Here is a 25,228-nt window from a genome sequence, read left to right as displayed (position 1 = left end):
TTATTGCGCCCCTGCGGTCGGTGGCGCATCTGGCGCTGGATTCAGCGGTACGGCCGGTTCGACGTCCGGTTTGATCCACCAGGTGTTGATGCCGATGTCGTACTTGGGCGATACCTTCGGGTGGCCAATGTGGTTCCAGTAGGCAACTCGCCAGGTCTTGATGTGCCAGTTGGGGATCACGTAGTAGCCCCACTGCAGGACCCGGTCGAGGGCGCGGCAATGCTCGATCAGGCTTTGCCGGGAGTCGGCATTGATCAGGCCTTCGACCAGGACGTCAATGGCCGGGTCCTTGAGGCCGATGAAGTTGCGGCTTCCCGGATTGTCGGCAGCGGCGCTCTGCCAGAACTCGCGTTGCTCGTTACCCGGCGAGTTGGACTGCGGGTAGCCACCGACAATCATGTCGAAATCACGCGAACGCAAGCGGTTGATGTACTGGGAGACGTCGACCCGGCGAATCACCAGGTCGATACCGAGGTCAGCCAGATTGCGTTTGAACGGCAGCAGAATCCGTTCAAATTCAGTCTGGGCCAGGAGAAATTCGATGGACACCGGTTTGCCCTGAGCGTCGACCATCTTGTCGTCGACGATGCGCCAGCCGGCTTCCTGCAGTAGCTTGTAGGCTTTGCGTTGCTGTTCGCGGATCATGCCGCTGCCATCGGTGACCGGATTGGCGAAGGCCTGGCTGAAGACCTGTTCGGGGACCTTGCCGCGCAAGGGTTCGAGAATTTTCAGCTCGGCTGCATCAGGCAAGCCCTTGGCGGCCATTTCGGAGTTTTCGAAGTAGCTGCCGGTGCGGGTGTAGGCACCGTTGAACAGTTGTTTGTTGGTCCACTCGAAGTCCAGCAGCAGGCTCAGGGCCTCGCGCACCCGCACATCCTGGAACACCGGGCGGCGGAGGTTGAAGACGAAGCCTTGCATGCCGGTCGGGTTGCCATTGGGCAACTCCTCCATGATCAGGCGCTTTTCCCGGACGGCGGGCACGTCATAGGCGGTGGCCCAGCTTTTCGCCGCTGTTTCCAGGCGGTAGTCGAACTGACCGGCCTTCAACGCTTCCAGAGATACGGTACTGTCGCGGTAATAATCGGTGGTCATCACGTCAAAGTTGTAAAAGCCGCGATTGACCGCCAGGTCCTTGCCCCAGTAGTCCTTGACCCGTTCATAGCGGACCGAGCGTCCGGCCTTGACCTCGGCGACCTTGTACGGGCCGCTGCCCAGCGGAATCTCCAGGTTGCCTTTGGTAAAGTCGCGCCCCTCCCACCAGTGCTTGGGCAGTACCGGCAACTGCCCGAGGATCAACGGCAGTTCGCGGTTGTTGTTGTGCTTGAACTTGAACAGTACCCGCTGCGGGTCTTCGGCGATCACTTCGGCGACATCGGCGTAGTAACCACGAAACAGCGGTGCGCCACTCTTGATCAGGGTGTTGAAGGTGAACACGACGTCTTCGGCGTGAATCGGGTGGCCATCATTAAAGCGGGCTTCCGGGCGCAGGTAGAAGCGTACCCAGCTGTTGTCCGGCGCCTTTTCAATCTTGCCGGCCACCAGGCCGTACTCGGTGAAGGGCTCGTCCAGGCTCTGGGTCATCAGGGTGTCGTAGATCAGGCCGATGTCATCGGCCGGGACGCCCTTGTTGATGAACGGGTTGAGGCTGTCGAAGCCACCAAAACCGGCCTGGCGGAAAGTGCCGCCTTTTGGGGCGTCCGGGTTGACGTAGTCGAAGTGTTTGAAGTCGGCTGGGTACTTCGGTGCTTCGTCGTACAGGGTCAGGGCATGTTGCGGGGCAGCCAGTGCCTGGAAACTGAAGCAGGCCAGCAGCAGGGCGAAGGCCTTCAGGCGCAGGCCGGGCAGTGACATCATTGGGCGTTCTCCGAAGGCTTTATCCACCAGCTGTTGAGCCCCAGGGTGTAGGGCGGCGTGGTGACGAAGGCGAACCGGTTACGGTAGGCCAGACGGTGATTGTCCAGGTACCAGTTGGGAATCATGTAGTAGTGCCACAGCAACACCCGGTCCAGGGCCCGTGCTGCTGCCACTTGTTCGTCGCGGCTCTGGGCGGCGAGCAGGGTATCGAGCAGGTGATCGACCACCGGGTCTTTGACCCCAGCGTAGTTCTTGCTGCCTTTGGTCGAGGCCTGGCTGGAGTGAAAGTACAACCATTGCTCAAGGCCGGGGCTGAGGGTCTGGTTCAGGGTCATCAGAATCATGTCGAAGTCAAACTGGTCCAGACGTTGTTTGTACTGGGCCCGGTCCACGGTACGCAAGCGCGCATCGATGCCGATGCTGGCAAGATTTTCGACATAAGGTTGCAGGATCCGCTCCAGGTTCGGATTGACCAGCAATAGCTCGAGCTTCAGCGGGTTGCCTTTGCTGTCGAGCAGGCGCTGACCATTGAGTTTCCAGCCAGCCTGACCGAGCAGCTTAAGGGCTTGGCGTAGCGTCTGGCGGTTGATGCCGCGCCCGTCGGTGTGGCTGACTTTGTAGGGCTCGGTGAACAAGGCGGCAGGCAACTGCTCGCGATAGGGCGCAAGTAGCAGCCACTCTTTGCCTACCGGCAGGCCACTGGCCGCGAATTCGCTGTTGGGGTAGTAGCTGCTGGCGCGGCGATAGGCACTGCTGAACAGGGCGCGGTTGGTCCACTCGAAATCCAGCATCAGTCCCAGGGCCTGGCGCACCTTTGCGTCGCTGAAGGCTGCGCGGCGGCTGTTCATGAACAGGCCTTGGGTCTGGGTCGGGATCTTGTGTGGAATCTGCGCCTTGATCACCTGGCCACGGCGCACCGCCGGGAAGTTATAACCGTTGGCCCAGTTCTTGGCCTGGTGCTCGATGTAAATATCGAACTCGCCGGCTTTGAACGCTTCGAAGGCCACGGCGCTGTCGCGGTAGAACTCGTACTCGACCCGGGCGAAGTTGTATTTGCCGCGGTTGACCGCGAGGTCCTTGCCCCAGTAATCCTTGACCCGCTCAAACACCAGGCGCCGCCCCGGCTGGACCTGGGTGATGCGATAGGGACCACTGCCCAGCGGCGGCTCGAAGGTGGTGGCTTTGAAGTCGCGGCCTTTCCAGTAATGCGCCGGCAGCACCGGCATCTCGCCCAGGCGCAGGATCAGCAACGGATTGCCGGCGCGCTTGAACACGAAGCGGATACGCTTTGGGTTGAGGATGTCGACCCGCTGCACTTCCTGCAGGTTGGTACGGTAGATCGGGTGACCTTCCTTGAGCAGGGTGCGGTAGGAAAAAGCCACGTCGCTGGCCGTGATGGGATGGCCGTCATGAAAGCGCGCTTCCGGGCGCAGGTTGAACACTACCCAGCTGCGGTCCTCGCTGTACTCCACGGAGCCTGCAATCAGGCCGTAGCTTGAGGTCGGCTCGTCGCCCGAGGGATCGTACTGACCGGTGCCGACCATCAGGGGTTCATTCAGCTCGGTTACCCCGTACTGCAAGAAGTTTGGGGTGGTGACCGGGCTTGAACCCTTGAAAGTGTAGGGGTTGAGCGTATCGAACGTGCCGAATGCCATGGCGCGCAAGGTGCCGCCCTTGGGCGCTTGCGGATTGACCCAGTCGAAGTGGGTGAATTTGGCTGGATACTTGAGCGTGCCGAACTGGGCGTAACCATGGCTTTCGCTGATTGTTGCGCCCGCGGGAAAGCTCAAGACCAGGCTGATTGACAGCAACAGGAGGGGACGTATCAAGTCGGCGATCCGATCCAGGCGGCTTGGGCTTTGTTCCAGCTACAGTAACAGCTTGTATCGGCTGGAAAAAGAGGTCCGCCAGGACGGTCGGTGTGGCTCCGGTCTAGGGGGCGGAGCCTGCTGCTCAGTGTGGCAGGTAAACAGTCAGAGTCTGGCCTGGCTTGAGGGCATGGCCGCTGCGCGGATTCCAGCGTTTGAGGTGCTGCATTTCGACGTTGAAACGCTTGGCCACCAGGTACAGCGAGTCGCCTTTACGGACCTTGTACTGGGTGGATTTTTTCTGGTTCTGCTCCTGCACCGGCTGGGCGCTTTGCATGACCAGTGTCTGTCCGGCCTTGAGGCCATGACCAGACAGTTTGTTCCAGCGCTGCAGGTCTTTGACGCTGACCTTGTTGGCCTTGGCGATGCTGCCCAGGCTGTCGCCACGTTTGACCCGGTAACGGCTGTTGCGGGTTGTGGTTGTGCGCGGTGCGGCTTCGGCCAGTGCGGCCTCGAATACGGCCTTTTTCGGCTGCAGCGAGAGCAGCTCTTCGGGTTTCATGTTCGACAGGCTGGCGGTCAGCAACTGCGCCTTGGCGGTCGGTACCAGCAGTTGCTTGGGACCATCGACGGTCATGCGTTTCTTGAACGCCGGGTTGAGCTGGAACATCTCGTCTTCGTCGATATCGGCCAGCTCGGCGACCCGCGACAGGTCCAGGCGGTCATTGATGGCGACGGCTTCGAAGTAGGGTTCGTTGGCAATCGGGTTGAGATTCACGCCATAGGCCTGCGGTGTCATCACTACTTGCGACAGGGCCAGCAACTTGGGCACATAGTTGCGGGTTTCCTGAGGCAGTGGCAGGTTCCAGTAGTCGGTCGGCAGGCCGAGCCTCTCGTTGCGTTCGATGGCCCGGCTGACAGTACCTTCACCGGCGTTGTAGGCGGCCAGGGCGAGCAACCAGTCGCCATTGAACATGTCATGCAGGCGGCTCAGGTAGTTCAGTGCGGCGTTGGTCGAGGCGGTGATGTCGCGACGGCCGTCGTAGAAACGGGTCTGGCGCAGGTTGAAGTGGCGACCGGTGGACGGAATGAATTGCCACAAACCTACCGCATGGGCCCGGGAATAGGCCATGGGGTTGTAGGCGCTTTCGATGGCCGGCAACAAAGCCAGCTCAAGCGGCATGTTGCGCTCTTCGAGGCGCTCGACGATGTAGTGGATGTACAGGCTGCTTCGGTCGCCGGCGGTTTCCAGGAACGAGGGGTTACTGGCGAACCACAGGCGTTGCTGCTCGATGCGCGGGTTGGCCGCCATGTCGTCCTGCAGGGCGAAGCCCTGGCGCATGCGCTCCCAGACATCCTGGGGTGCCTGCTCGGCTTGCTTGGCCGGCACAAACACCGGCTTTTGCTTCATCCGTGCCTGGTAGTTGTGCGCGCGAACGCTCTCGGATTCGTCGAGCTGACGGGTGCTCTGGCAACCCACCAGGGTGGCGGCCAGGGCCAGCGCACTGGCTTGGGCCAGGCGCGTCAGGACGACGGAATTGAAGGTTCTGCGGCTATTGGACGACATTGGCTGGGACAAAGTTCCGGGCAAAAATGTCGGGCGATTCTAGAAAGCAGCCCCTCTGTGGTCAACCTTTGAGAACTTTCAGGACCTAGCAGCGGCTGTTTAGAAGTTGTCCTTCCAAGCCCGCAACCCAGCAAAAACAGTACTTGGCGTAGGGTTTATCAGGGCATTCCGTTCGTCTAATTTTTCTTTAACGGATGTTTCGGTGGTGCGTAAAAAGGGGTTGGTCAGCTTTTCCAGGGCCAAGGTTGATGGCAACGTGATGCGATCGTGCGCCCTCAGTTGGGTAACGTCGTCGAAGCGTTGGGCAATGTGCTGGTTATCGGGTTCAACTGCCCTGGCAAAACGCAGATTGCTCAGGGTGTATTCGTGAGTGCAGTACACCAGGGTCTGGGCAGGCAGGGCCGCCAGGCGCTCGAGGGAATGGTGCATCTGCTCGGGGGTGCCCTCGAACAGGCGACCGCAGCCCGCCGCAAACAAGGTATCGCCACAAAATAGCAGCGGGCTGGCAGTTTGCCCGCAATAATAAGCAATGTGTCCCAAGGTATGTCCAGGTACTGCAATGATCTGGAAATCCAGACCCAGGACGCGCACGCTGGCGTCGTCGTCCAGGGCCAGGTCCCGCCCCGGGATGCGCTCGTGGGCCGGGCCGCAAACCCGCGCTGCGGTGGCTTTCTTGAGCTGCTCGACACCACCGACATGGTCGTGATGGTGATGGGTGATCAGAATGTCGCTCAGCTGCCAGCCCGGATGACGCTCGAGCCATGCCAGCACCGGTGCCGCATCGCCCGGGTCGACCACCGCACAGCGCTGGTTGGCAGAATCCTGTAACAACCAGATGTAGTTATCGCTGAAAGCGGGCAGGGCATCGATCTGTATCATGGTGCGATTCGCCAAACGTTGGACATGGGTGCATCTTAGTAGTTATGCACGCTGTCGAGAACCTTCAAGGGAGACTGCAATGACCGATCAAGCCTTCGCCCAGGCCGATCCGCAGTGGCTGGAGCTGATCAGCCTGGCCCGCGACTGGTTCGCCGGCCCCCTGGGGCAGTTGATGCTGCATGAAGAACAACGCCTGCTCGAAGAAGAGCTGGGGCGCTACTTCGGCGGCTATCTGGTGCACTATGGTCCTTGTGCCGAAGCGCCGCCCAAGGCCCCGCAAGTGCAACGCAACGTGCGTCTGGGCGCACCGTTGCCCGGGGTCGAGATCGTCTGCGAAGAACAGGCCTGGCCGCTGAGCGAGCACGCCGCCGATGTGGTGGTGCTGCAGCATGGCCTGGACTTCAGCCTGTCGCCCCACGGCCTGCTGCGTGAAGCCGCCAGTAGCGTGCGTCCGGGTGGGCACCTGGTGATCATCGGTATCAACCCCTGGAGCAGTTGGGGTGTGCGTCGGGTGTTTGCCCATGATGCCCTGCGCAAGGCACGCTGCATTTCCCCGTCACGGGTCGGAGACTGGCTTAACCTGCTGGGCTTCGCGCTGGAGAAACGCCGCTTCGGGTGCTATCGTCCGCCGCTCGCATCGCCGGCCTGGCAACAGCGCCTGGCGGGCTGGGAGCGGGTCGCCGGTGGCTGGCAAGGCGCGGGTGGCGGCGTCTACCTGCTGGTGGCGCGCAAAATGGTGGTCGGCCTGCGGCCACTGCGCCTGGAACGTCGTGAACCGATGGGCAAATTGCTGCCATTGCCGATGGCCAAGGTCAACCGGCGCCATTCCGAACCCTGAGTTCCGGGCCCGCAAGGCGCGGGCTCCAATCATTGATGAATAGGCTGTAAATGAGCGATAGCGTCGAGATCTTTACCGATGGTGCCTGCAAGGGCAATCCTGGCCCGGGCGGCTGGGGAGTGCTGATGGTCTGCAAGGGCGTCGAAAAGGAGCTATGGGGCGGCGAGCCGGAGACCACCAACAACCGCATGGAGCTGATGGCGGCGATCAAGGGCCTGGAAGCGCTCAAGCGCGAGTGTGAAGTGCTGCTGGTCACCGACTCCCAGTATGTGATGAAAGGCATCAACGAGTGGATGGTCAACTGGAAAAAACGCGGCTGGAAAACCGCTGCCAAGGAGCCGGTGAAGAACGCTGACCTCTGGCAATTACTCGATGAGCAGGTCGGGCGCCACAAGGTGACCTGGAAGTGGGTGCGCGGGCACATCGGCCATCACGGCAACGAGCGCGCCGACCAGTTGGCCAACCGCGGCGTTGACGAAGTACGCGGGCTGCGCTGAACACACCAGCCGCCACTTGCCCACCAGCTGAGGTAGAATGCCCGGCTTTCACCAGACAAGCTGTACGCGACAGGAGACCACCGGCGTGGAGATTCAGAGCAACAGGTCGGTCGTCCTCGACACCGAAACCACGGGTATGCCGGTTACCGACGGCCACCGGGTCATCGAGATCGGTTGTGTCGAACTGATGGGCCGGCGTCTGACCGGGCGGCACTTCCACGTCTATCTGCAGCCGGATCGTGAGAGTGACGAGGGTGCCATCGGCGTACATGGTATTACCGACGGGTTCTTGATCGACAAACCGCGTTTCGCTGAAGTGGCCGATGAGTTTTTCGACTTTATTCAGGGCGCCCAGCTGATCATCCATAACGCGGCGTTCGACGTTGGTTTTATCAACAACGAATTCGCCCTGATCGGCCAGCACGACCGCGCCGATATCTCACAGCATTGCACCATCCTCGATACCCTGATGATGGCCCGCTCGCGGCATCCGGGGCAGCGCAATAGCCTCGATGCATTGTGCAAGCGTTACGGCATCGACAACTCCGGCCGTGAGTTGCACGGCGCGTTGCTCGACTCGGAGTTGCTTGCCGACGTCTACCTGAGCATGACCGGCGGCCAGACCAGCCTGTCACTGGCCGGGCAGGGCGCCGATGGCGAGGAAAACGGCGAAGACAGCCGTGGCAGCGAAATCCGCCGCCTCATCGGTCGTCAGCCGGGACGCATCATTCCGGCTACCGAGCAGGAACTGGAAGCTCATCTGGCACGCCTGGAAGCCATTGCCAAATCGGCGGGTGGTCCGGCGTTGTGGCAGCAATTGTCCGAGGCCAACTGAGGCAGAATCCGCGCAAGGGGGCTGGCGAGCTTCTACCCTGAAATGACCGACCCGTCATTCGGAGCAGGCGCCCCCTCATGTACAAGGACCTCAAGTTCCCTGTTCTGATCGTTCACCGCGACATCAAGGCCGATACCTTAGCCGGTGAGCGCGTGCGCGGCATTGCCGAGGAACTGGCCCAGGATGGCTTCAGCATTCTTCCGGCGATCGATTACGCCGAAGGCCGCTTGCTGGCCTCGACCCATCATGGCCTGGCCTGCATGTTGATTGCTGCCGAAGGCGCTGGCGAAAACACTCATTTGCTGCAGAACATGGTCGAGTTGATTCGCCTGGCCCGGCTGCGTGCGCCGCACCTGCCGATCTTTGCCCTGGGCGAGCAGGTGACCCTGGAAAATGCCCCTGCCGATGTCATGAGCGAGCTGAACCAGCTGCGTGGCATTCTCTATCTGTTCGAAGACACCGTGCCGTTCCTGGCCCGGCAAGTGGCGCGCGCGGCACACAACTACCTGGACGGTTTGCTGCCACCGTTTTTCAAAGCACTGGTGCAGCACACCGCACAATCCAACTACTCGTGGCACACGCCGGGGCACGGCGGCGGGGTGGCCCATCGCAAGAGCCCGGTGGGGCTGGCGTTTCATCAGTTTTTCGGTGAGAACACTTTGCGCTCGGATCTCTCGGTGTCAGTCCCTGAGCTCGGCTCGTTGCTGGATCACACCGGCCCTTTGGCGGCGGCTGAGGCCAGGGCGGCAAAAAATTTTGGCGCCGATCACACTTTTTTCGTCATTAACGGCACTTCCACCGCCAACAAGATCGTCTGGCATTCGATGGTCGGCCGCGATGACCTCGTGCTGGTGGACCGCAATTGCCACAAGTCGGTGGTGCACGCGATCATCATGACGGGCGCCATTCCCTTGTATATGTGCCCGGAGCGCAATGAGCTGGGCATCATCGGGCCGATTCCGCTGAGCGAGTTCAGCCCCGAGTCGATTCGCGCCAAGGTAGAGGCCAACCCCCTGACCCAGGGGCGGGCGCCCAAGGTGAAACTGGCAGTGGTAACCAATTCCACCTATGACGGGCTTTGCTATAACGCCGAACTGATCAAGCAAATGCTGGGCAACAGTGTCGAGGTGCTGCATTTCGACGAGGCCTGGTACGCCTACGCGGCGTTTCATCCATTCTTTGCCGGCCGCTATGCCATGGGCACTTCATGCACTGCTGACAGCCCTCTGGTGTTCAGCACCCACTCGACCCACAAGCTGTTGGCGGCCTTCAGCCAGGCTTCGATGATCCATGTGCAGGATGGTGGCGCACGACAGCTGGACCGTGACCGCTTCAATGAAGCGTTCATGATGCATATCTCCACGTCGCCGCAGTACAGCATCCTGGCCTCTCTGGATGTGGCTTCAGCAATGATGGAAGGGCCGGCCGGGCGTTCGTTGTTGCAGGAAATGTTCGACGAAGCGCTGAGTTTTCGTCGGGCCATGGCCAACTTGCGCAAGCATATTGCCGCCGACGACTGGTGGTTCAGTATCTGGCAACCGCCGCAGGTCGAGGGTGTGCAGCAGGTGAGTACAAGTGACTGGTTGTTGGTGCCGCAAGCGGACTGGCACGGGTTTGGTGAGGTCAGCGATGACTATGTGCTGCTTGATCCGATTAAGGTCACTCTGGTCATGCCAGGGCTTAACGCAGGCGGTGCCTTGAGCGAGCATGGGATCCCGGCGGCGGTGGTCAGCAAATTTCTCTGGGAGCGTGGCTTGGTGGTGGAAAAGACCGGGCTCTATACCTTCCTGGTACTGTTCTCCATGGGTATCACCAAGGGCAAATGGAGCACTTTGCTGACCGAGCTGCTGGAGTTCAAACGCAACTATGACGCCAACACCGACCTGCTCGAAAGCCTGCCCTGCGTCGCCCGTCTTGACCCTGAGCGCTATCAGGGGCTGGGCCTGCGCGACCTGTGCGATCAGTTGCATGCCTGTTACCGCAGCAATGCTACTGCCAAGCAGCTCAAACGGCTGTTCACGCGTTTACCGGAAGTGGTGATGAAACCTGCCGATGCTTATGACCGGATGGTGCGTGGGGAGGTAGAGGCGGTACCGATTGACCAATTGCTCGGGCGTGTTGCCGCCGTGATGCTGGTGCCGTACCCACCGGGGATTCCGCTGGTCATGCCAGGCGAACGCTTTACCGAGGCGACCCGTTCAATCATTGACTATCTGGCCTTTGCCGCCGCGTTCGACAGCGGCTTTCCAGGCTTTGTTGCCGACGTTCATGGCCTGCAACATGAAACCAGCGGGCAAGGGCGGATCTACACCGTCGATTGCATCACGGGATGCGGATGATCTCGACACCGCTGCGCGCCAACTCGAAGCGGTTGTCGCCCAGGTGGTTGACCTTGTCACCGATGGCCAGCTTGTAAGTGGTAATAGGCAGGGATGCGGCACTACCGTCGGCCTCAAGGGTGGCTTCCTGAAACTCATGAACAGGGTAGATGCGGCCTTCTGCGTCCCGTGCATGAAACTGTCCGACCAGTACTGCTGTCATTTACCGTGCAACCTCTAAAAGTTTTCTGTCAGGCATAGACCACTGATTTGCCGGGTAAGTTTTGCTTGTGTGGAAAAAAACTTCAGGCGCTGGGTAGATCATCTATACCTACAAGTTCCTTTGTCCTACATGTCAGGAAATTGCCATGAGCCAGGTGTATTCGGTAGCCGTTGTCGTCGGCAGCTTGCGCAAGGAGTCCTTCAATCGCAAAGTCGCCCTGGCGCTGGCGGAGCTCGCGCCCTCGAACCTCAAATTGACGATAGTCGAAATCGGCAATCTGCCTCTCTATAACGAAGACATTGATGTCGACCCGCCAGTGGCTTACAAGGCTTTCCGCGAGCAGATCCGCAACAGTGATGCGGTGCTGTTCGTCACCCCGGAGTACAACCGCTCGGTGCCGGGGGTGTTGAAAAACGCGATTGATGTGGGCTCAAGGCCTTATGGGAAGAGTGCCTGGAGCGGCAAGCCGGGTGCGGTGATCAGTGTTTCGCCAGGAGCGGTGGGCGGTTTTGGGGCAAACCATCACCTGCGCCAGTCACTGGTGTTTCTCGATGTGCCGTGCATGCAGCAGCCTGAGGCGTATATCGGTGGGGCAGCGAGCCTGTTCGACGAAAATGGCAAACTGTCGGAGAAGGTCCAGCCGTTTTTGCAGACTTTCATTGATAAGTATGCGGCGTGGGTTGACCAGCATCAGAAATAGTCCAGTGGCCTCATCGCCGGCAAGGCCGGCTCCCACAGTGGCCTGATGTCTTCAGTCTTGTGGGAGCCGGCCTTGCCGGCGATTGGGACCTGAGGATTTACACCGCTTGAGGCATCTCGCCCCGTGCCAGACGCTTGTTGATATCAGCGATCACTTCCGGCAGCTCATTGATGGTGTCAATCAGGTAATGCGGGCGTGAGCCTTCGAACAGTGCGTGGATGCGCTTGCGCTCGCTGTCCAGGGTGTCCGAGGCCAGGGCACGGTAGCCTTCGTAGGTCAGGCCCAGGGCATTGCCCGAGCACACCAGCGCCACCGTCCACATGCCGGCGCGGCGGCCTTCGAGAATACCGGGCACGGTATCGTCGACCTTGACGCAGGCCGCGACATCGTCGATCCCTAAGGCAATCACGTTAGCCAGTGCCTGCGCAGGCCAAGGGCGGCCGTTAGGGGTTTCATCGGTTGCCACGACGTGATCGGCGACATAGCCATTCTGTGCGGCCAGCTCAACCACCTTGTCCATCACCACTTTCGGGTAGCCGGAGCAGGAGCCGATCTTCAGGCCGTCCTTGCGCAGGCCGGTCAGGGTGTCGAGGGCGCCGGGGATCAGTGCCGAGTGCACGGCGATCTTCTCGATCTGCAAGGGCATGAAGCGCTCATAGATGGCTGTGACATCGTCGTCGGTCGGGGTGCGACCAAACACCTTGCGATAACGTTCGGCAATCTGCGGTTGGTCGCAGAGGGTGCGGATATGGTCCCACTTGCCCATGCCCATCGGGCCACGGGCTTCTTCGATGGATACTTCGACGTCGAATTCGCCGAAAGCTTCGACGAAGATCTGGGTCGGTGCGAAGGAGCCGAAATCGACCACGGTGCCGGCCCAGTCGAGGATGGCGGCTTGCAGTTGCGTTGGGTTGCTGTAGTTCATGTGCGAATTCCTAGAGAGAGTGGCAACGCTTCAGATATCCAGTACTTCCATTTCCCGCAGCACTTCGGCCACCGCATTCACTGCGGCTTGCATGCCGTCCGGGCCGACGACGCCGATGCAACCGACGCGGAAGGTTTCGACCTGGGTCAGCTTGCCCGGGTAGAGGATGAAACCCTTGGTCTTGACCCGTTCGTAGAAATCCTTGAACTGATAGCGTGGGTCGTTCGGGGCGTGGAAGGTCACGATGATCGGCGCCTGGATCTCGCTCGGCAGAAAGCTGCGCAGGCCGATCGCCGCCATGCCGTCGAGCAGCACTTTGCAGTTGCTGGCGTAGCGCTGGTGACGGGCAGGCAGGCCACCTTCCTCGTTGTATTGCAGCAACGCCTCGTGCAGCGCGGCGACCACATGGGTGGGGGGAGTGAAGCGCCACTGGCCGGTCTTGGCCATGTAGGCATGTTGATCCTGCAGGTCCATGGCCAGGGACGGCGAATTACCTTCGGCGGCGGCCAGGGAGGCTTTGTTGGCGAAGACGAAACCCATGCCAGGCACGCCTTCCAGGCACTTGCCGGAGGCGGCGATCAGGGCATCGAACGGCACTTCGCGGGCATCGATCGGCAGTGCGCCGAATGAGCTCATGGCATCGATGATCAGACGCTTGCCGTGACGGGCAATCACCTCGGCGATTTCCGGCAGCGGATTAAGGATGCCGGTGCTGGTTTCGCAGTGGATCAGCGCCACATGGGTGATGCTGGCGTCAGCGCTCAGCAGGCGATCGACATCGGCAGCGGTGGTCGGTTGGTCTTCAGCAGTTTCAAAGGTGCTGTAGGCGCGGCCCAGGACCTTGCAGATCTTCGCCAGGCGCTGACCATAGGCACCGTTGATCAGTACCAGAACCTTGCCATCGCGAGGCACCAGGGTGCCGATGGCGGCTTCGACGGCGAAGGTGCCGCCTGCCTTGCAGGGGCACACAGTGGTGGCTGTCGGCGCCGTTGACGATGGCCAGCAATTGCTCGCACAGGCTGGCGGTCAGTTGGTTGAAGTCACGGTCCCAGGAACCCCAGTCCACCATCATCGCTTGGCGGGTGCGGGACGAGGTGGTCAAAGGACCAGGGGTCAGCAGGATAGGGGCGTTGCTCATTCCGAAGTTCCTCACAAGCGGTGGGCTGAAACTACGGGGCCTAAGTTGCAATTCTGCGCGTCATCAATCAAATTGTTTGTTGTTATGCCAGCCATAAGTCAGGCCGATAGATATGAATTTGTTCCAGCTCCGCGCGTTTGACGCCGTGGCCCGTGAGGGCAGCTTTACCCGTGCTGCAGTGCGGCTGTTCATCAGCCAGCCGGCAGTAACCGGGCATATCAAGGCTTTGGAAGAGCACTACCAGATCACTTTGCTGCGGCGCACCGCTCGGCGCGTCGAGCTGACGGAGGAGGGCACGCGTCTGGCGGCGATCACCCGGGCGATGTTTGGTCTGGCCGAGGAGGCCCAGGCCATGCTTGAGGCCAATCGCCAGTTGCTTACCGGGCGCCTGGAGGTGGCTGCCGATGGACCACATCGGGTCATGCCGATGCTTGCCCAGCTCCGTGCGCGTTACCCTGGCATTACCGTCAACCTGCGTTTGGGCAATGCCCAGGAAACCCTGGCCGCACTGCTTAGCGAACATGCGGATGTGGCCGTGTTGACCGAAGTCGAGCCGCGCAAGGGGCTGCATCTGCAAAGCCTGGGTGAATCGCGAATGTGTGCCCTGTTGCCCGTCGGCCATCCGTGGGCGGACGGCAAGGGCGAGTTGCCGCTGGCCAAGCTTGATCGACAGATCATGGTGCTGCGCGAACCCAGTTCGATTACCCGGCGCACATTCGATCAGGCCTGCGCCGAGGCCAAGGTGCAGCCACGGGTGTTGCTGGAGCTGGACAGCCGCGAAGCGGTCACCGAGGCGGTGGCGGCGGAGCTGGGCATTGGCATCGTCTCGTCGGTGGAAGTGGCTCATGATCCGCGGGTGGTGGCGCGTCCGATTGCCGGCAACGGCCTGATCAACCGGCACATGATCGGTTGTTTGCAACGGCGTCGTGAACTGCGGCTGATCCAGGCGTTCCTGAGTCTGGCTGAGCAGCATTGATGCAGCGCTGGCATTCTTCAGCGGTCGGCCTAAGATGGCCGGCACCGAGCAACCTGGCGCTGGATGGCCGATGAGCGAGAAAGACACGATTTCCATGCAGCTTGTGCGCGAAGCGCTGTTGCAGACCTGTCCATCGGGATTGCCCGATGCCGGAATGCTGCTGCGTGCCGGTATCGATCCGGAACAGCTCGAGTTGCCCCAGGCACGGGTTTCCGCGGACGCCTATGCACGGCTGTGGCGGTTGCTGGCGCGGCGCTGCAACGATGAATTCTTCGCCATGGACCAGCGCGGTCTGCCCAATGGCAGTCTGGCTTTTCTGACCCGCGCTGCCATGGCTCAACCGAGTTTGGGCGCCGGCCTTGATATTGCCCTGGGCTTTCTCTCACTGATGCTTGAAGACTTGCAGCCAGGACTGGTGCGTCAACAGAGTCTGGCCGAGATCGTCGTCAACGAACCACGCGAACAGCCGCGCCGTGCCTTTACCTACTTTACCTTCTGGATGATCGTGCATGGCGTGGCCTGTTGGCTGGCAGGGCGGCGTATCCCGATACTGGCCATCGATCTGCGCTGCTCGGAGCCACCGTTCTGTGATGACTACCGGGTAATGTTTTCGGAAAACCTGCAATTCGACCGTCCACGCACCCGCATGATCATCGCTGCGGACTGCCTGGAACTGCCGATAAAGCGCACGCCACAGGAGCTGCAGCGCTTTCTTGCCGAGGCGCCGGGTAACATCCTGGTCAAGTACCGTGACCCGGCAAGCCTGGCCAGGCGTATCCGCGCCAACCTTCTTGGCCTCGATCCCGCCCAATGGCCGGACGCCCGCAGTCTGGCCGGCCTCTTGTGCCTGTCCAGTGCGACCCTGCGCCGACGACTGGCCGAGGAGGGGCAGACCTATCAGGGTTTGAAGGACAGTGTGCGTCGTGAGCTGGCGATCGCCTGGCTGGCCCAGGCAGAGCCAGGCTTGAGCGATATCGCCGAGCGGCTGGGGTTTGCCGATAGCAGTTCGTTCTACAAAGCCTTTCGCAAGTGGTTCGGCTGCAACCCTGGGCACTATCGCGCGCTGGTGCAGGCGCGCGAAGACGAGGGCGGCTGAACGGGTGGTTTTCCCGGTGCCGGGGGTTGTCAAGCGACTGCAGAGTGACAGCTTGTCAACCTATTGGTACCGACCATGTCCGAATCAGCTAAAGATACCCCGCTCGAAAAAGCCACCGATGCGTTCATCGCACAAACACTGCCTGCCTGGCTGAAAGACACCAGTCATGAACAGTTCGAGACTTTGCGCACCCGCTTCGAGAAGCATGTGCAAAGCCAGCAGGAAGTGCAAAAAGTACTTGCCAAGCTGCAATCGCTGGACAGCTTCGCCACACCTCTGCTGGAGGCCAAGCTGCTTTCGTCCCTTTCCCTGACGGTCGAGCTTGATAAGGCACAATGGCGGGAAGAGCGCCGTAAACTGGGCGTCGATGCAACAGGGCCCACGGAACACAGTACCTATTTTGTCCGTGTGCCGGCTTTGCAGAAGTTCCTGCAGAACTTCAAGGACGCCGAGCCATTTTTCGAACAGACCGGCCTGGTCTATCCGGCTGATATGTCGGCGGAGCATACGGAGCAAGTGCTGACGACAGACAGTGCCCAGCTCGTCAGACTCTGTCGTGAGCTGGATGTGGGCAAGCAATACCAGCAACACCTGGACAGCGTACTCGACGCTGATTGCACGACCACGCTTACCGAGGACAAGCGCCTGCAATTGGCACTGGCCACTGAAATAGCGGCGCTGAAAAAGCAGTTGAAGGGTGATGACCTGGACATGCTGCGTCGGGTAGTCGCTGATAAGCCCCCGACCCACGCGCAAAGTGACAGGGTTCATGCCGGTGCTCTGCAGGCACTGGGCCATCGTGTGGAAGGTGCCCTGGCATTTGAGCTGCAAGAGATCATTCCTGTAGCTGGCGGTTTTCCGCGAACCAAAGTGCAGGGTGTGATCCTCTTTCTGCCTGGCGATCATGCGCAATCCCTGCGTGCGTATGACTCCTGGCGCGAAGCCAGTCTGGCCCTCGGTAATCTGCTGCGCGATCCAGGTTATCAACGAGGGTTCAATCAGCGCATAGCATTGGCGGATCGCCCGAACTATCTGGCGACATTGCGTAAGCGCCTGGCTGATGTGAAGAGCGATGTAACAGCGACCTGCGAGGTCATTCATGATCCGCTGTTTCAGGCACTGGCCACCCAGCAATTGCAACGTATTCGCGACAACGCGCAGTTTCTCGCGGTGCCTACCGCCCAGGTCAATGCCCGCGCCAGCGCCGAGCGCCTGCAGTCTCTCGAGTCCGCTGGGCTGACCGTACTCAACCTGGCAGGTTTGTTCGTCCCGGCTATCGGTGCCGTGCTGGCGGCCGACCTGGTCGCCCAGACCCTCTGCGAGGTGTGCGAAGGGGTCCAGGACTGGAGTCAAGGTCACCAGCATGAAGCTATCGATCACCTGCTCGGGGTTGCCGAGACGGTAGTGGTCAGCGCCGCGCTGGTGGCCGGCACGGCGCTGGTGGCCCGGGGTTTCACACGTAGCGCGGTGGTCGATCAACTGACCCCTGTGCTGAATGATGCGGGAAAGCCACGATTGTGCTCCGGTGATGTGACGGCTTATGAGGACACTGCCCCGCCCGGCGACCTGATTGAGCTGGATAATGGTCTGTTGTCCGATGGCACCGGGCATTGGTGGCGTAACGGCGAAACCTATTATCAGGTCAGGTCCGTCAAGGGACGTAGCGTATGGCAGCTGCGTCATCCGCAACGTGAGGCGAGCTTCGGGCCGTTGCTAGAATTCAACGGCGAACGATGCTGGAAGCTGTTCACCGAACATCCCATTGAGTGGCAAGGGGCCGGCTTGATGCTGGGGCGTTTATGGCCGCCGGCTTCGAGCCTGAGTGCTCAGCGTATCGAGCAGATACTGAAGGTCGCGGATGTAGATGAAGCGCAGCTTCGCGGTCTGCTGGTGGAACGTCGGCCGTTACCGGTGGAGTTGCGTGACAGCTTGGAGCGCTTTGCCGTGGATGCCCGCGTAGATACATTCTTCGAGCAACTGGGCGAGGGGCGAGAAGACGACTCGGAGTTGTTTCAATGGTGCATTGATGCCTTGAAGATTGACACGCTGTCGATCGAGGAGCAAAGGGTAGACCTCCTTGATGATGCGCCGGCGCTACGCGAGCAATTGCTCGAGTACTTCTCGCGTCAATATGTGGCAAAGGATCCGCTGTTGACACAGACATCGCAGGATATCAAAGCGATGCTGGCATTGATCCAGCGGGACTTCAAAGGCCTGCCCGACGCCTATGCGCTGGATGTGCTGAAACATGCCACTGACGCGCACCGTCTGCGGATGGTCGCGGACAAGCGGATTCCCCTGGCAGTCGCCGAGCAGGCCCGTGCGCACTTACAGCTCGCACAGCTGACTCGCATACGTGAAGGCTTGTACCTGAAGGGCAGTTACAGGCCAGAAACGGTCTCACTGGTGTTCGCCCTGTTGCGCAAACATGCCAGATTATCAGGCGCGGTCGACATCGAGTTGCGTGAAGGTTCCGATACCGGGCGTGTGCTGGCGCGTTTACATCCAGACAATGACCCGGGGAATGTCACTGTCATCCTGGTGCGAGGCTCGGGCAGTTTCTATTGCTATGGCCGAGAGGGCGGTGAGCTGGACACCCTTCTAGACAATCCTGGCAGCTTGGCCGAAGTATTGGCCAGGTACCTGTCCAGGGATGATCTCAGGCGTTTGACATGGGATGGCAGCGGGGCGAGGGATCAGATCGACAACGCCTTGCGGACCTGGTTACCCTCGGGACGCAAGGCCCTTCTCGAACTGACCGGGCTGAGCGAGATAAAACCGCGCTACAGTCCGCTCCGACGGCTTCCCGATGGGCGCTTCGGCTACCTGCTCAGCGGGCGTGGCGAAGGCCAACACCCCTCGCGGCGTGCACTCATCGAAGCGGCACGCTCACTCTATCCAACGTTAGGCTCCCGGATTCTGGACAACATAGTCACGGATCTGTTGGCGACGCCGGAAACAGCCTACATCAGGCTGATTCAGCAGTTCCGGGAGTACCGTCAGCTTGATGAAGCGCTGCATACCTGGGTGGTGCAAGGGCGTGCCGACAATCTTTCCGGGGCTCGCCGACACTTTGCCGACGAGTTGCGTCGGAGCTGGCGTTTGGAGGGACGACGGCTTGTAACGCCGAGCGGGCAATCGGCCGGTAATCGTCTGAGCCTGGTCGGCATGGACATCAGAACCCTGCCGACGTTGCCTGCAAACGCGGATTTTAACCACATCAGCGAACTGGTCCTGGTAGGTCTGCATCTGGACGCAATACCGGTAGGGTTCCTGCGCTGTTTTTCCGGGGTGCGTTGGCTCAACCTGAGCAACAACGCGCTGGTTGATGTGCCTGCAGAAATCCGCCACTTGAGCCAATTGACTACCCTGCGTCTGTCAGGTAACCGGATACGTATGACTCAGACAGCCGTCGAGTCCTTGCACGGGCTATCCCGCTTGCACACCCTGGATTTGAGTGCCAATCCGCTGGGTGTAATCAGCCTTGAGTTCCGCCAGCTGTCTCGGCTTCGCGAGCTGAACCTGCGTCGGGCGCATTTGCAGACGGTACCCGTTGGGCTGGAGTGGTGCGGATTGTTGGAGTTGGCTGACCTTCGTGACAATCAGATCGCGGTGTTGCCGGAAGCCTTGCTCAATGCTCCGCTTGAGACGCGCCGTGCCGTGGAGCTGCGTAACAACCCTGTACCGGTGGACATGCTTGACCGTCTGTACGCACCCGACCTTGTGCCGGTTGCGCTGCCACCGCCAGTGGTTGCGCAAACGCAGGCCAGGGAGACCTGGCTTGCAACCCTGGAGGCATCGGCAAGAGCGGATCGCGAAAAACAATGGGATGAGCTGCAGGCACAACCCGGCAGTGTCGAGTTTTTTCGCTTGCTTGAGGACTTGACCGAAACCAGTGATTATCGGCAAGCCCGACAGGACCTCTCTCGACGGGTGTGGGCGGTAATCGAAGCTGCCAGTGACGAACAGCTGCTGCGCCAGGACATGTTCGATCTGGCAGGCGAGCGCGGATGTGTGGATAGAGTGATCTCGTGCTTCAGCGCGCTGGAGGTGCGTATGCTGGTTGCTCAGGCGCTACGCGGGCGCGCATCAGTGGAAGAGTCGGGATCGCTGCTTGGTCTGGCGCGAGGCTTGTTTCGGCTGGAAAGAGTCGAGGCGATTGCACGTCTGGACATTGAGCGCCGGGTGACGCTAGAGACGGACAGGCTGCGTAGTCGCGGATTGTCCGTGGAAGATGCTGCGGCGCGAGCGCGCGCGAGCGTGGATGAGGTTGAGGTCGACCTGGCTTACCGTATCGGTGTTGCCCGAACCCTGGACCTGCCTGGTCAACCAAGGACCATGCAATTTGAGCAAATCGCCGGGGTGACGCAGCAGCAGCTAAACAACGCCGCCGCTACGGTGCGATGGGAGTCAGCCACCGACGCCCTGGTGACTGACATCAGTAAGAGGGATTTCTGGATAGCGTATCTGAAGCGCGAGCAGGCTGCGCGGTTCCTGCAGGTTGAGCGGCCCCTCTGGGATCAACTGGAGGCTCTGCACGACTTGCCGGAAGGAGAGGTACTGGCACGTAGCGAGCAGATCAAAAAAGACTTCAAGAAAACTGAAGGCGACTTGATTGAGCAGCTGACCCGCGAAGCCCTGCGGACGTTGCCTGCGGACGACTGAATGGTCCATGCGCCGGCCAAACCGCTCATCCCTATTGAGCGCTTTGGCCATTGCCGAGCGCCGTTTGCGGCGACAACATCGTCAGATCAAAGGTGATACTCCAACAATAAAAAATCAGGAGTCTGACGATGCGTGATTACGCTACGGCCGCAAGCGGCTTCGACTATCCCGGGGTAGCCAGCGCAACCCTGTTTGGCAGTCTCGATGCGCTCAATGCCTGTGTCGAATGCTGTGACCGGCATGTCGGCGGCAATCGTGTTGCACTGAACTGGGAGGGCCGCGATGGCAGCAGCGCCCAGTACAGCTTCGAGCAGTTGCAACAGTCCGCTGCGCGCCTGGCCAATGTGCTCAAGGCCCAGGGGGTGGGTGTCGGGGACCGGGTCGCCGGGTTGATGCCGCGTACCGCCGAGTTACTGATCACCGTACTGGCCACCTGGCGCCTGGGTGCGGTTTATCAACCTTTGTTCACTGCCTTCGGGCCTAAAGCCATCGAGCACCGGCTGGAGCAGTCGGGCGCCAGGGTAGTGGTCACCGAGCCACTCAACCGCAGCAAGCTCGACGATGTGCATGGCTGCCCGACGATCATCTGCGTCGGTGCCGGGGACGGATCCAGTGATGTCGACTTCCACAAGGCGCTGGCGGCTGCCAGTGATCGCTGCGAGCCGGTGTTGCTGGGTGCTGACGCGCCGTTCCTGCTGATGTTCACCTCCGGTACCACCGGCCCGGCCAAGCCGCTGGAAGTACCGTTGCGTGCCATCGTTGCCTTCCAGGGCTACATGCGCGATGCCATCGATTTGCGTCCTGAAGACAACTTCTGGAATCTCGCCGACCCGGGCTGGGCCTATGGTCTTTACTACGCCGTGACCGGACCGCTGGCACTGGGCCATTCCACGACCTTTTTCGATGGCCCGTTCAGCGTCGAAAGCACCTGCCGGGTCATCAATAAATACGCCATCAGCAATCTGGCTGGCTCGCCTACTGCCTATCGACTGTTGATTGCAGCCGGCAGTGAATTTAGCGCGCCGATCAAGGGCCGTCTGCGGGTGGTCAGTAGCGCCGGCGAGCCGCTCAACCCGGAAGTCATCCGCTGGTTTGCCGACGAGCTGGGGGTAACCATTCACGACCATTACGGGCAAACCGAGCTGGGTATGGTGCTGTGCAACCACCATGGCCTGCAGCACCCGGTGCACCTGGGCTCGGCGGGGTTTGCCATTCCCGGTCACCGCATCGTCGTTCTGGACGAGCAAGCCAACGAGCTGCCGGCCGGCCAACCAGGCATTCTGGCTGTGGACCGTGAACAGTCGCCGTTGTGCTGGTTCGCTGGCTATCACGGTTTGCCGACCAAATCCTTCGTCGGCAAGTACTACCTCAGCGGTGACACTGTCGAACTCAACAGCGACGGCAGCATCAGTTTTGTCGGCCGCAGCGATGACGTGATCACTACCTCCGGTTACCGGGTCGGGCCTTTCGATGTCGAGAGTGCGCTGATCGAGCACCCGGCAGTGATCGAGGCTGCCGTAGTCGGCAAGCCAGACCCGGAGCGCACCGAACTGATCAAGGCCTTTGTGGTGCTGGCTGGCGGTCAGCAGCCCAGCGAGGAGCTGGCTGAGGCACTGAAGCAGCATGTGCGTCAGCGCCTCTATGCCCACGCCTATCCACGCGAAATCGAATTTGTCAGCGAGCTGCCCAAGACCCCGAGCGGCAAGCTGCAGCGTTTCATCCTGCGCAACCAGGAAATAGCCAAACAACAAGCTGCGCTGGCCTCGACCGCCGGCGCCTGAGGAAAGACCATCATGCAGATTGCCAACAAGAACTTTATCGTCAGCGGCGCCGCCTCAGGTCTGGGCGCTGCTACCGCGCAGATGCTCATCGAGGCCGGTGCTCAGGTGATGCTGGTCGACCTCAATGCCGAAGCCGTAGCCGCCAAGGCCCAGGAACTGGGCGCCAAGGCGCGCTTTGCGGTCGCCGACATCAGCCAGGAAGCCGCCGCCAAGGCTGCGGTGGATGCTGCCATTGGCGCTTTCGGCAGTCTCCACGGGCTGGTCAACTGCGCAGGCATCGTCGGCGCCGAGAAAGTCCTGGGCAAGAACGGCCCACACGGACTGGAAAGCTTCAGCCGGGTGATCAACGTCAACCTGATTGGCAGCTTCAACCTGCTGCGCCTGGCCGCCGCGGCCATGGCCGAAGGCGAAGCGGCTGCCGATGGTGAGCGTGGGGTGATCATCAATACTGCCTCGATTGCCGCCTACGACGGGCAAATCGGTCAGGCCGCCTACGCTGCGTCCAAAGGCGCGATCGCCAGCCTGACCCTGCCGGCGGCGCGTGAACTGGCGCGCTTTGGCATCCGCGTGATGACCATCGCCCCGGGTATTTTCGAGACCCCGATGATGGCTGGTATGACCCAGGAAGTGCGCGACTCGCTGGCCGCCGGAGTACCGTTCCCGCCACGCCTCGGCCGTCCACAGGAATACGCTGCGCTGGCGCGGCATATCATCGAAAACAGCATGCTCAACGGCGAGGTGATCCGTCTTGACGGTGCCTTGCGTATGGCCGCCAAGTAATTGCAGGAGTACCTATCATGACCCTCGCCAATGATCCGATTGTAATCGTCAGTGCCGTGCGCACCCCCATGGGTGGCCTGCAGGGCGACCTGAAAAGCCTCACTGCTCCACAACTGGGCGCTGCGGCCATCCGTGCTGCGGTCGAGCGTGCCGGGGTTGCCCCGGATAGCGTCGAACAGGTGCTGTTCGGCTGCGTGTTGCCAGCCGGTCTGGGCCAGGCGCCAGCACGCCAGGCGGCGTTGGGCGCAGGGCTGAGCAAGGGCACCACCTGCACCACCCTGAACAAGATGTGCGGCTCGGGCATGCAGGCGGCGATCATGGCGCACGACCTGCTGCTGGCCGGCAGCGCCGATGTGGTGGTGGCCGGTGGCATGGAGAGCATGTCCAACGCCCCGTACCTGCTGGACAAGGCGCGCAGCGGCTATCGCATGGGCCACGGCAAGATCATCGACCATATGTTCTTCGACGGCTTGGAAGATGCCTACGACAAGGGGCGCCTGATGGGCACCTTTGCTGAAGACTGCGCCGAGGGCAACGGCTTTACCCGTCAGCAGCAGGACGACTTCGCCATTGCCTCGCTGACTCGTGCCCAGCAGGCAATCAAGGACGGCAGCTTTGCCAGCGAAATCGTCCCGGTAGAAGTGACCGAGGGCAAGACCCAGCGCCTGGTCAGTGACGACGAGCAGCCGCCCAAGGCGCGCCTGGACAAGATTCCCCAGCTCAAACCGGCGTTCCGTGACGGCGGTACGGTCACGGCAGCCAACTCCAGCTCCATTTCCGACGGCGCTGCGGCCCTGGTGCTGATGCGCCGTTCCCAGGCTGAAAAGCACGGACTCAAACCACTGGCGGTCATCCATGGTCACGCCGCTTTTGCCGATACCCCGGCGTTGTTCCCGACTGCACCGATTGGCGCCATCGACAAACTGATCAAGCGCACCGGCTGGAACCTGGCCGAGGTCGATCTGTTCGAAATCAACGAGGCGTTTGCCGTGGTCACGCTGGCGGCGATGAAGCATCTGGACCTGCCGCACGACAAGGTCAATATCCACGGTGGCGCCTGCGCCCTGGGCCATCCGATTGGCGCTTCGGGCGCACGAATCCTGGTCACCCTGCTGGCCGCCCTGCGCCAGAAAGGCCTGCGTCGCGGTATTGCGGCGATCTGCATCGGTGGCGGTGAAGCAACCGCCATGGCCGTCGAGTGTCTGTACTGAGGTGCACCATGCTAGTCAATGACGAACAACAGCAAATCAGTGACGCAGTCCGTCAGTTCGCTCAGGAGCGCCTGCGGCCGTTTGCCGAACAATGGGACCGTGAGCATCGCTTTCCCAAGGAGGCCATCGAGGAGATGGCCGAACTGGGTCTGTTTGGCATGCTGGTGCCGGAGCAATGGGGCGGCAGCGATACCGGCTACGTGGCCTACGCCATGGCGCTGGAAGAGATTGCCGCTGGCGATGGCGCGTGCTCGACGATCATGAGCGTGCACAACTCGGTGGGTTGCGTACCAATCCTCAAGTTTGGCAGCGATGCGCAGAAGCAGCAGTTCCTCACGCCTCTGGCCAGTGGCGCAATGCTTGGTGCCTTTGCGCTGACCGAGCCCCAGGCCGGCTCCGATGCCAGCAGCCTGAAAACCCGCGCCCGTCGCGACGGTGATCATTACGTATTGAACGGCTGCAAGCAGTTCATCACCTCCGGGCAGAATGCCGGGGTAGTGATTGTCTTTGCTGTTACTGATCCCGCTGCCGGCAAACGCGGCATCAGCGCCTTTATCGTCCCGACCGACTCACCCGGCTATCAGGTTGCCCGGGTCGAGGACAAGCTCGGCCAGCACGCCTCCGACACCTGTCAGATCGTTTTCGACGATGTGCGGGTGCCGGTTGGCAACCGCCTGGGTGAGGAGGGCGAAGGTTACAAGATCGCCCTGGCCAACCTCGAAGGCGGCCGTATCGGCATCGCCTCGCAGTCGGTGGGCATGGCCCGCGCCGCTTTTGAGGTAGCCCGCGACTATGCGCGCGAACGCCAGAGTTTTGGTAAAGCACTGATTGAGCACCAGGCCGTGGCCTTCCGCCTGGCCGACATGGCCACCCGTATTGCTGTCGCCCGGCAGATGGTCCTGCATGCCGCCGCGCTGCGTGATGCCGGGCGCCCGGCACTGGTCGAAGCATCGATGGCCAAGCTGTTTGCCTCGGAAATGGCCGAAAAGGTCTGCTCGGACGCCTTGCAGACGCTCGGTGGTTATGGCTATCTGAGCGACTTTCCGCTGGAGCGTATTTACCGCGATGTGCGGGTCTGCCAGATCTATGAAGGCACCAGCGATATTCAGCGCATGGTTATTGCGCGCAATCTTTGAA

18 protein-coding genes and 1 pseudogene are annotated in these 25,228 nt (G+C 61.0%); 12 read left to right on the top strand and 7 right to left on the bottom strand.

The window, feature by feature from the left end; all coding sequences use genetic code 11:
* The 4 genes from ACVI9W_RS03950 to gloB all read right to left on the bottom strand — a co-directional run bounded on the left by ACVI9W_RS03950 (position 1) and on the right by gloB (position 6,108).
* Entirely contained in the window at positions 1-1,854 is a 1,854-nt protein-coding gene (locus ACVI9W_RS03950; RefSeq protein WP_461529259.1) for an extracellular solute-binding protein, read from the bottom strand.
* Positions 1,851-3,680, bottom strand: a complete 1,830-nt coding sequence (locus ACVI9W_RS03945) for an extracellular solute-binding protein (protein ID WP_461531791.1) — start codon at positions 3,678-3,680, stop codon at positions 1,851-1,853. The genes ACVI9W_RS03950 and ACVI9W_RS03945 overlap by 4 nt, the downstream gene beginning before the upstream one ends.
* A gap of 127 nt (positions 3,681-3,807) precedes the next feature.
* Complete coding sequence (locus ACVI9W_RS03940) at positions 3,808-5,229, bottom strand: transglycosylase SLT domain-containing protein (protein ID WP_461529258.1); 1,422 nt, start codon at positions 5,227-5,229, stop codon at positions 3,808-3,810.
* 99 nt (positions 5,230-5,328) lie between these two features.
* Positions 5,329-6,108 carry a hydroxyacylglutathione hydrolase gene (gene gloB, locus ACVI9W_RS03935; protein WP_461529257.1) on the bottom strand — a complete coding sequence of 260 codons (780 nt, stop codon included), beginning with the start codon at positions 6,106-6,108 and terminating at the stop codon, positions 5,329-5,331.
* A gap of 79 nt (positions 6,109-6,187) precedes the next feature.
* On the opposite strand from gloB, the gene ACVI9W_RS03930 reads away from it, so the two are divergent.
* From ACVI9W_RS03930 to ACVI9W_RS03915, 4 genes are all read left to right on the top strand, one after another.
* Positions 6,188-6,946 (top strand): class I SAM-dependent methyltransferase, encoded by a 759-nt coding sequence (locus ACVI9W_RS03930; protein ID WP_038613021.1) that lies wholly within the window; start codon positions 6,188-6,190, stop codon positions 6,944-6,946.
* Between the two features lie 50 nt (positions 6,947-6,996).
* Entirely contained in the window at positions 6,997-7,443 is a 447-nt protein-coding gene (gene rnhA, locus ACVI9W_RS03925; RefSeq protein WP_038613019.1) for a ribonuclease HI, read from the top strand.
* An 85-nt stretch (positions 7,444-7,528) separates the two neighbouring features.
* On the top strand, positions 7,529-8,278 hold the full coding sequence (gene dnaQ / locus ACVI9W_RS03920; RefSeq protein ID WP_461529256.1) for a DNA polymerase III subunit epsilon: 750 nt from the start codon (positions 7,529-7,531) through the stop codon (positions 8,276-8,278).
* Positions 8,279-8,355: 77 nt separating this feature from the next.
* Complete coding sequence (locus ACVI9W_RS03915) at positions 8,356-10,617, top strand: Orn/Lys/Arg family decarboxylase (RefSeq protein WP_461529255.1); 2,262 nt, start codon at positions 8,356-8,358, stop codon at positions 10,615-10,617.
* Here ACVI9W_RS03915 and ACVI9W_RS03910 read toward each other — a convergent pair.
* Positions 10,601-10,819, bottom strand: coding sequence for a hypothetical protein (locus ACVI9W_RS03910; protein ID WP_157193308.1), 219 nt, complete (start codon positions 10,817-10,819; stop codon positions 10,601-10,603). The genes ACVI9W_RS03915 and ACVI9W_RS03910 overlap by 17 nt on opposite strands.
* Positions 10,820-10,964: 145 nt before the next feature.
* Here ACVI9W_RS03910 and ACVI9W_RS03905 point away from each other — a divergent pair, with 145 nt between their 5' ends.
* The gene (locus ACVI9W_RS03905; RefSeq protein WP_461529254.1) at positions 10,965-11,519 is read left to right on the top strand and encodes an NADPH-dependent FMN reductase; all 555 of its coding nucleotides are present in this window, start codon (positions 10,965-10,967) and stop codon (positions 11,517-11,519) included.
* A 97-nt stretch (positions 11,520-11,616) separates the two neighbouring features.
* Here ACVI9W_RS03905 and phnX read toward each other — a convergent pair whose 3' ends face one another.
* Positions 11,617-12,444, bottom strand: coding sequence for a phosphonoacetaldehyde hydrolase (gene phnX, locus ACVI9W_RS03900; protein ID WP_461529253.1), 828 nt, complete (start codon positions 12,442-12,444; stop codon positions 11,617-11,619).
* 30 nt (positions 12,445-12,474) lie between these two features.
* A pseudogene (locus tag ACVI9W_RS03895) lies at positions 12,475-13,582 on the bottom strand (2-aminoethylphosphonate--pyruvate transaminase).
* A gap of 112 nt (positions 13,583-13,694) precedes the next feature.
* Between ACVI9W_RS03895 and ACVI9W_RS03890 the strand changes: the two are divergent.
* From ACVI9W_RS03890 to ACVI9W_RS03860, 7 genes are all read left to right on the top strand, one after another.
* Positions 13,695-14,558 (top strand): LysR substrate-binding domain-containing protein, encoded by an 864-nt coding sequence (locus tag ACVI9W_RS03890; protein ID WP_461529252.1) that lies wholly within the window; start codon positions 13,695-13,697, stop codon positions 14,556-14,558.
* 70 nt (positions 14,559-14,628) lie between these two features.
* Positions 14,629-15,654, top strand: coding sequence for an AraC family transcriptional regulator (locus tag ACVI9W_RS03885; protein WP_461529251.1), 1,026 nt, complete (start codon positions 14,629-14,631; stop codon positions 15,652-15,654).
* Between the two features lie 75 nt (positions 15,655-15,729).
* A complete protein-coding gene (locus ACVI9W_RS03880) occupies positions 15,730-20,319 on the top strand; it encodes an NEL-type E3 ubiquitin ligase domain-containing protein (RefSeq protein WP_461529250.1) in 4,590 nt (1,529 codons plus the stop codon).
* Between the two features lie 128 nt (positions 20,320-20,447).
* Complete coding sequence (locus tag ACVI9W_RS03875) at positions 20,448-22,100, top strand: AMP-binding protein (RefSeq protein WP_461529249.1); 1,653 nt, start codon at positions 20,448-20,450, stop codon at positions 22,098-22,100.
* A gap of 12 nt (positions 22,101-22,112) precedes the next feature.
* Positions 22,113-22,880, top strand: a complete 768-nt coding sequence (locus ACVI9W_RS03870; RefSeq protein ID WP_157193300.1) for an SDR family NAD(P)-dependent oxidoreductase — start codon at positions 22,113-22,115, stop codon at positions 22,878-22,880.
* 17 nt (positions 22,881-22,897) lie between these two features.
* Complete coding sequence (locus ACVI9W_RS03865) at positions 22,898-24,091, top strand: acetyl-CoA C-acyltransferase (RefSeq protein ID WP_157193299.1); 1,194 nt, start codon at positions 22,898-22,900, stop codon at positions 24,089-24,091.
* 8 nt (positions 24,092-24,099) lie between these two features.
* A complete protein-coding gene (locus ACVI9W_RS03860) occupies positions 24,100-25,227 on the top strand; it encodes an acyl-CoA dehydrogenase (protein ID WP_461529248.1) in 1,128 nt (375 codons plus the stop codon).
* Position 25,228: the final 1 nt, after the last annotated feature.

The organism is Pseudomonas sp. 210_17 TE3656, from assembly GCF_054821965.1.
Note: the sequence above shows the minus strand (reverse complement) of the source record. Positions and strands in the feature narration are given on the sequence as shown.

What these genes read in the sequence shown, in the direction of transcription:
- ACVI9W_RS03950 (WP_461529259.1), bottom strand. Translation starts at nt 1,854, where the DNA reads ATGATGTCACTGCCCGGCCTGCGCCTGAAGGCCTTCGCCCTGCTGCTG.
- ACVI9W_RS03940 (WP_461529258.1), bottom strand. Translation starts at nt 5,229, where the DNA reads ATGTCGTCCAATAGCCGCAGAACCTTCAATTCCGTCGTCCTGACGCGC.
- gloB (WP_461529257.1), bottom strand. Translation starts at nt 6,108, where the DNA reads ATGATACAGATCGATGCCCTGCCCGCTTTCAGCGATAACTACATCTGG.
- ACVI9W_RS03930 (WP_038613021.1), top strand. Translation starts at nt 6,188, where the DNA reads ATGACCGATCAAGCCTTCGCCCAGGCCGATCCGCAGTGGCTGGAGCTG.
- rnhA (WP_038613019.1), top strand. Translation starts at nt 6,997, where the DNA reads ATGAGCGATAGCGTCGAGATCTTTACCGATGGTGCCTGCAAGGGCAAT.
- ACVI9W_RS03915 (WP_461529255.1), top strand. Translation starts at nt 8,356, where the DNA reads ATGTACAAGGACCTCAAGTTCCCTGTTCTGATCGTTCACCGCGACATC.
- ACVI9W_RS03910 (WP_157193308.1), bottom strand. Translation starts at nt 10,819, where the DNA reads ATGACAGCAGTACTGGTCGGACAGTTTCATGCACGGGACGCAGAAGGC.
- ACVI9W_RS03905 (WP_461529254.1), top strand. Translation starts at nt 10,965, where the DNA reads ATGAGCCAGGTGTATTCGGTAGCCGTTGTCGTCGGCAGCTTGCGCAAG.
- phnX (WP_461529253.1), bottom strand. Translation starts at nt 12,444, where the DNA reads ATGAACTACAGCAACCCAACGCAACTGCAAGCCGCCATCCTCGACTGG.
- ACVI9W_RS03890 (WP_461529252.1), top strand. Translation starts at nt 13,695, where the DNA reads ATGAATTTGTTCCAGCTCCGCGCGTTTGACGCCGTGGCCCGTGAGGGC.
- ACVI9W_RS03885 (WP_461529251.1), top strand. Translation starts at nt 14,629, where the DNA reads ATGAGCGAGAAAGACACGATTTCCATGCAGCTTGTGCGCGAAGCGCTG.
- ACVI9W_RS03880 (WP_461529250.1), top strand. Translation starts at nt 15,730, where the DNA reads ATGTCCGAATCAGCTAAAGATACCCCGCTCGAAAAAGCCACCGATGCG.
- ACVI9W_RS03875 (WP_461529249.1), top strand. Translation starts at nt 20,448, where the DNA reads ATGCGTGATTACGCTACGGCCGCAAGCGGCTTCGACTATCCCGGGGTA.
- ACVI9W_RS03870 (WP_157193300.1), top strand. Translation starts at nt 22,113, where the DNA reads ATGCAGATTGCCAACAAGAACTTTATCGTCAGCGGCGCCGCCTCAGGT.
- ACVI9W_RS03865 (WP_157193299.1), top strand. Translation starts at nt 22,898, where the DNA reads ATGACCCTCGCCAATGATCCGATTGTAATCGTCAGTGCCGTGCGCACC.
- ACVI9W_RS03860 (WP_461529248.1), top strand. Translation starts at nt 24,100, where the DNA reads ATGCTAGTCAATGACGAACAACAGCAAATCAGTGACGCAGTCCGTCAG.